The 4,681-nt window shown below is 66.1% G+C and carries 6 protein-coding genes and 1 pseudogene; 5 read left to right on the forward strand and 2 right to left on the reverse strand.

The genetic code is table 11. The features are described from left to right. The first annotated feature begins 470 nt into the window (after nt 1–470). A complete protein-coding gene (locus H1D24_RS41380; RefSeq protein ID WP_258564745.1) occupies nt 471–683 on the forward strand; it encodes a hypothetical protein in 213 nt (70 codons plus the stop codon). 84 nt (nt 684–767) lie between these two features. Next, nucleotides 768–1,430, forward strand: coding sequence for a hypothetical protein (locus H1D24_RS41385; protein ID WP_181662936.1), 663 nt, complete (start codon nt 768–770; stop codon nt 1,428–1,430). Nucleotides 1,431–1,568: 138 nt separating this feature from the next. Here the strand turns inward: H1D24_RS41385 and H1D24_RS41390 are convergent, their stop codons facing one another. After that, nucleotides 1,569–2,204 (reverse strand): hypothetical protein, encoded by a 636-nt coding sequence (locus H1D24_RS41390; protein WP_258564746.1) that lies wholly within the window; start codon nt 2,202–2,204, stop codon nt 1,569–1,571. A gap of 145 nt (nt 2,205–2,349) precedes the next feature. Between H1D24_RS41390 and H1D24_RS41395 the strand changes: the two are divergent. From H1D24_RS41395 to H1D24_RS41405, 3 genes and pseudogenes are all read left to right on the forward strand, one after another. Further along, nucleotides 2,350–2,601 (forward strand): annotated as a pseudogene (locus H1D24_RS41395) (ATP-binding protein); the annotation flags it as partial. Between the two features lie 196 nt (nt 2,602–2,797). Then, nucleotides 2,798–3,289 carry a DUF2975 domain-containing protein gene (locus H1D24_RS41400; RefSeq protein WP_181662937.1) on the forward strand — a complete coding sequence of 164 codons (492 nt, stop codon included), beginning with the start codon at nt 2,798–2,800 and terminating at the stop codon, nt 3,287–3,289. Further along, nucleotides 3,289–3,510 (forward strand): helix-turn-helix domain-containing protein, encoded by a 222-nt coding sequence (locus H1D24_RS41405; RefSeq protein ID WP_030944397.1) that lies wholly within the window; start codon nt 3,289–3,291, stop codon nt 3,508–3,510. Before H1D24_RS41400 ends, H1D24_RS41405 begins: the two co-directional genes overlap by 1 nt. 131 nt (nt 3,511–3,641) lie before the next feature. On the opposite strand, the gene H1D24_RS41410 is transcribed toward H1D24_RS41405, so the two are convergent. Beyond that, nucleotides 3,642–4,681, reverse strand: a 1,040-nt coding sequence (locus H1D24_RS41410) for a group II intron maturase-specific domain-containing protein (RefSeq protein WP_258564747.1), incomplete at its 5' end; no start/stop codon positions are given.

Here is a 4,681-nt window from a genome sequence, read left to right on the forward strand (position 1 = left end):
GGGTACACCTCGTGAACCTCAGTTGATGCACCCGTATTGATGCGCGCATGCCCCTCACCGGAACCTCGTGTGGGAGCGCTCCCGCAAGTCCCGCGTGACCGTTGCGAAACAGGAGTGAACCCGAGCATGAGACCCATCAGATGTACGAGATACGTCCCTGCCGCACTGGCCGCCCGCTGCTCACCCACGAGCGGGAGGCCGACCTGCTTGAGGAGGACGGGATGCTGGTTGATCGTCAGGTAGGCGTCGTCTCCGTCCCGGCGGAACCGGTCGTGGTGGGATTTCGACGGCTGGCAGGATGCGGCTCCCAGCAGGGAATGTTCGGCTCGGTGAACCGCCCGCACCGTAGCCCGCGTCCTCCCTCGCGACCGCCACCACACGCAGATGAGAGCAGACGTGACCGACAAGGACGTTGAGCAGACCAACGAGCGGGGTTACGACCCGGGGCCCTGGTGGGCGGAGCTCGGGACGTGGGGGCTGTCTCACTGATCATCTTCGGGGGTCTCGCGGCGGCGTGGGTCTTTTTCCGGTTGCCCGGCGCCCCGGAGGAGCTGGCGACCGGCCACTACGGGGCCGCCAAGGTCATCGCCATCGGCCTGGTGATCGCGGGAAGCGCCCTGCTGGGCCGACGGCGCGCCCGGGCCGCGGTCGCCGAGGAGACGAGCGAGCCGGAACGCGCCTGACGCCACCGGCCGGTGATATCACCCAGGCCGGGTGCGGGAGATCGCATCGGCCGTGCTCCATCCCGCTGGCGACGGGCGGGCGTGATGGCAGACGCACGTGTGTCGCTGCCCCCTCTGGCACCTGAAGGCCTGAGTCGCAGAGCCCGGTACTTCGTCGAGGTGCATGGGCTGCGCGTCCCGCGCCCGGACATCCGGCCCCACCGGGACGTCTGGCTCAGAGACGGGATACCCGCTGCGGAGATCGACCGCGTCGTGGCTTTCCAGGATCGCTGGGGTGGCATCGTCCTGCCGCCGGCCCCCGTGTACGAGGGCGGCCCGCGCATTCTGAACGCTGACGTTCCCGAGGGCTCGGCTGCGGACGGATGGTTGATTCCGGCCGGAGACGAGCGGGTGTCCATGGCCTACGAGTTCATGATCGGCCCGGAAGGCGAGTTCGGAATCCACGCCGACCGCTGGACTCCGCTGCACGCCAGCACGGAGGGGTGGGTGGAATCCCTGGCGCTGGCCCACCACGCAGGACACTGGGCCAAGAGCATCACGAAGATCAAGGGCGACGCCGTTGAGGCACTGCAGCTCGACGGATACGACCCGATACCTGAAGTCCAGGGGCTCACCGACACCTGGTGGCGAGGCAAAGACTCGCTCATCGCCATCTACCGCGGCGAAGCCCTCGGCCTCGCTGCACCTCAATGCCGAGAGGCCCACATCTACGGCGGAATCGACGACTGGGGCCTCCGCGGCGGGTGACTCTGGATGACCAAGCTCTCCGGCCCGGCCGCCGACCCACCGGGCCGCCATCCAACGTGAAGAGAACCCGCCAACGTACCGAGAACCAGTCTCCGCCGAAGGCACCCTCAGCCGACGACGGCACAGTAATTCATACCCTTACCGAAGCCCTCCGCCGTGAGCGCACCACCCACCGCGAGCGCGTCCAAGAACTCGAACAACGACTGGCCGCTGCACACGGCGAGATCCTGCGCTTGCAACGCGTGATCCAGTCACAAAACACGAGACCGTGACAGCACTCGCCTGGCTCCAGAGCTCATGATCCAGAACGCAATCACTGTGCTCCACCGCACCCGAGGGAAGATCGCTCTTCCCCGAAGCCCGAGCAGTCAGCTCCACGAGTCCGGCCCGGAGCTCGGCGGCTGGCTCACCAAGGACGATCGCGCTGATGATCAGCTCCATCATCAGACGGTCGTACTCGTCACCCATGCTCCGATAGCGCTCCCCATCGGCCTCCACCATAGCAGAGGCGATCTTCCTCCCACCGCCGGTCACGGGGGCAAAGGACGCCTCATAGACGCCGTGACCGGTCCAACTCCGGTGCATGAAAACGACATCGGCTTCGACGAAGACGTTCCACTTCTCATCCATGTCCCGGGCTCGATATCCGTACCGGATCCGCTCCCAGTCCTCGTCAGTCCAGACACGATCGGGCAACTGAGGTACTGGCCTGGGCGCGTTAATCGGCTGAAGGCGCCGGAACGACTCTCGGGTGAGTGGGGTATCGGCAGTCATGACGTGATCCTACGGATGCACCACTCCAACAGGACACCGCCTTACCTCCAACTGGGCAGAGGGTGAACCTCATTCGCCTTTCGGACGCGTCCGCAGCTTCCTGATCAGCGACTTTGCAAGGCTCCTTCACCGCTACCCCAGATAATTGCGGGCGTTCGACTTCGACGCCAACCCCAACATCGACCCGGCCACCATCCACACGCTTGCCAGCTGCGAGTGGATCAAGAAGAGCCAGCCGCTCTGCTTGATTGGCGACTCCGGCACCGGCAAGTCCCACATGCTCATCGCCCTGGTCGAAGCTGCCGACGAGAAACAGCTGAACAAGACCATCGCCCGCTACGGACGCGTCGACCTCCTCTGCATCGACGAGCTTGGCTACATGGCAGGGCTTCGGCGTAGTCGGGTGGCGTCCGATTTGTGTTCAAGTGAGGCCGGCTTCGACAAGATCAAGACGGTTCGCGCAACCGCCATGCCATGGGAGGCGGCGACGTCCCGCCACCGTGCGAAACTGCCGTCCACCCTCCGTCCCAGCCCTTGCTTTCACCTATCGAATCTCGATAGATTCCGATCGCGATTCGATGGAAGGATGGGTCATGGGAAAGCTGACCGTGCGTGCGCTGCGCGCCCTGCTCGTGGTGGTGCTCGCCGGCACCGTGTTCGTGCAGGCATTGATGGTGTGGACATTGGTCAGCGGGAGCGACCCGGAGGACGGGTCGCTCCCGCTGACCGCGCTGCGCGTGATCACGATCCTGGGCATGGTGTCGGTCCAGGTCGCCCTGGTCTGCGTATGGCGGCTGGTGACGATGGTGCGACACGGAACCGTGTTCTCCCACGCCGCCTTCCGGTACGTGGACGGCGTGATCGGCGCGATCGTGGCGGCTGCCCTCGTGTGGTTCGCGGTCACAGCCATCAATGCGCCGGGCCAGCGGGACGACCCGGGCGTCACCGTCATCATGGGCGGGGTTGGCGTGGCCATCCTGGGGGTCGCGCTCATCGTGCGCGTGCTGCGGATGCTGCTCGCCCAGGCCGTCGCGCGCGACGTCGAAGCGGCGCAGATGCAGGCCGAGTTGGACGAGGTGATCTGATGCCGATCGCCGTCGACATCGACGTGATGCTGGCCAGGCGGAAGATGTCCGTGGGCGAGCTCGCGGACCGCGTAGGGATCACACCCGCCAACCTGGCGGTACTCAAGAACGGCCGCGCCAAGGCGGTGCGCTTCGCGACCCTCGCCGCGCTCTGCGAGGTGCTCAAGTGCCAGCCAGGCGACCTGCTGCGCTGGGAGGCCGAGGACGCCGCAGCTGACTGACGTGCCCTTCCAAGATCATGGAGTTCTCGACGCCCCGTGACCCTAGTGGAAGACCGTGTCGGGTAGCCCGGCCGCATTACTGCGGCCGGGCCCCCTAAGAACCGTGCGTGCGGCTCGTCGCCGCACACGGCTCAAGCAAGTCCCTGGGGCTTGCGGGCGGGCAGAAGCGGCTGATCGTCATGGTTGTCGGCGGCGAGCCGACGTGCGCAGTGGGCGTGTACCAGCTGCAGTGCGGCGGGTTCGTCCGCTGGTCCCGGCCCTGCTTTGGCGGTGATCGCGTGGTGGCGGACCGCCTTGCGGGTTGCGGAGAGCCACTGCCCCCATTGTTCGGGGCCTTGCGGCTCGTGCTCGGCGTGCAGCAGCAACCCTGTGCAGATCGGACAGCGCCACCGTTGCGTCGTCAGCAGACGCAGGGTGGTGCGGTCCAGTGCGGGAAGTTGTCTGCGGCGTCGCCGGGACCAGTAGTTGGCCAGGGCGGGGTTATCGGGTGAGGCCCTGCCCGGCACCATCTGGTGGCGGACGATTTTCGTCCAGGAGAACTTCTGGAGGTAGCGACCGGACGCCCGATCGCCGAATACCCAGCGGCCCTCTCTGGTCGGGTTGAACGCGCCGAAGTGTCGGTTGACGACCCAGTGCTTCGACTTGTTCGGGTGACTGCGCACGGCCCACCGGTAGGTGAGTCGCCACATGTAGTTGTCCAGAGCCTTGAATGTTCGGCTGGACACGGCGTTCCGGTAGTAGGCGGCCCAACCCCGGATGATCGGGTTGAGCTTGCTGATCACCGCCGTGGCGTTCGCCCCGTTGAGGGCTTTGACCTCGACGGCGAGCCGTTTGCGGAGGCGTCGCACTGCTGTCTTGCTCGGCTTGATCAGCATCTTGCCGTGGTGGCGTCGGACGGTATATCCGAGGAAGTCAAAGCCGTCGTCGAGGTGGACGATGCGCGTCTTGTCCTCGTTGAAGGCCAGACCTCTGGGCGCCAGCCAGGCGGCGAGTTGTGCCTTGACCTCCTCGGCTTGCTCGCGCGAGTGCGTGAACACAACCAGGTCGTCGGCGTATCTGATCAAGGACGGGCTGCCCGGCATGGTCCTCCCGGCGTTGCGTCCGGTGGACTGCAGACGGACACCGACGGCCTGTTCCATGCCGTGCAAGGCGACGTTCATCAGCGCGGGGC

Source organism: Streptomyces himalayensis subsp. himalayensis (assembly GCF_013778455.1).
In the GTDB taxonomy this organism is placed as follows: domain Bacteria; phylum Actinomycetota; class Actinomycetes; order Streptomycetales; family Streptomycetaceae; genus Streptomyces; species Streptomyces himalayensis.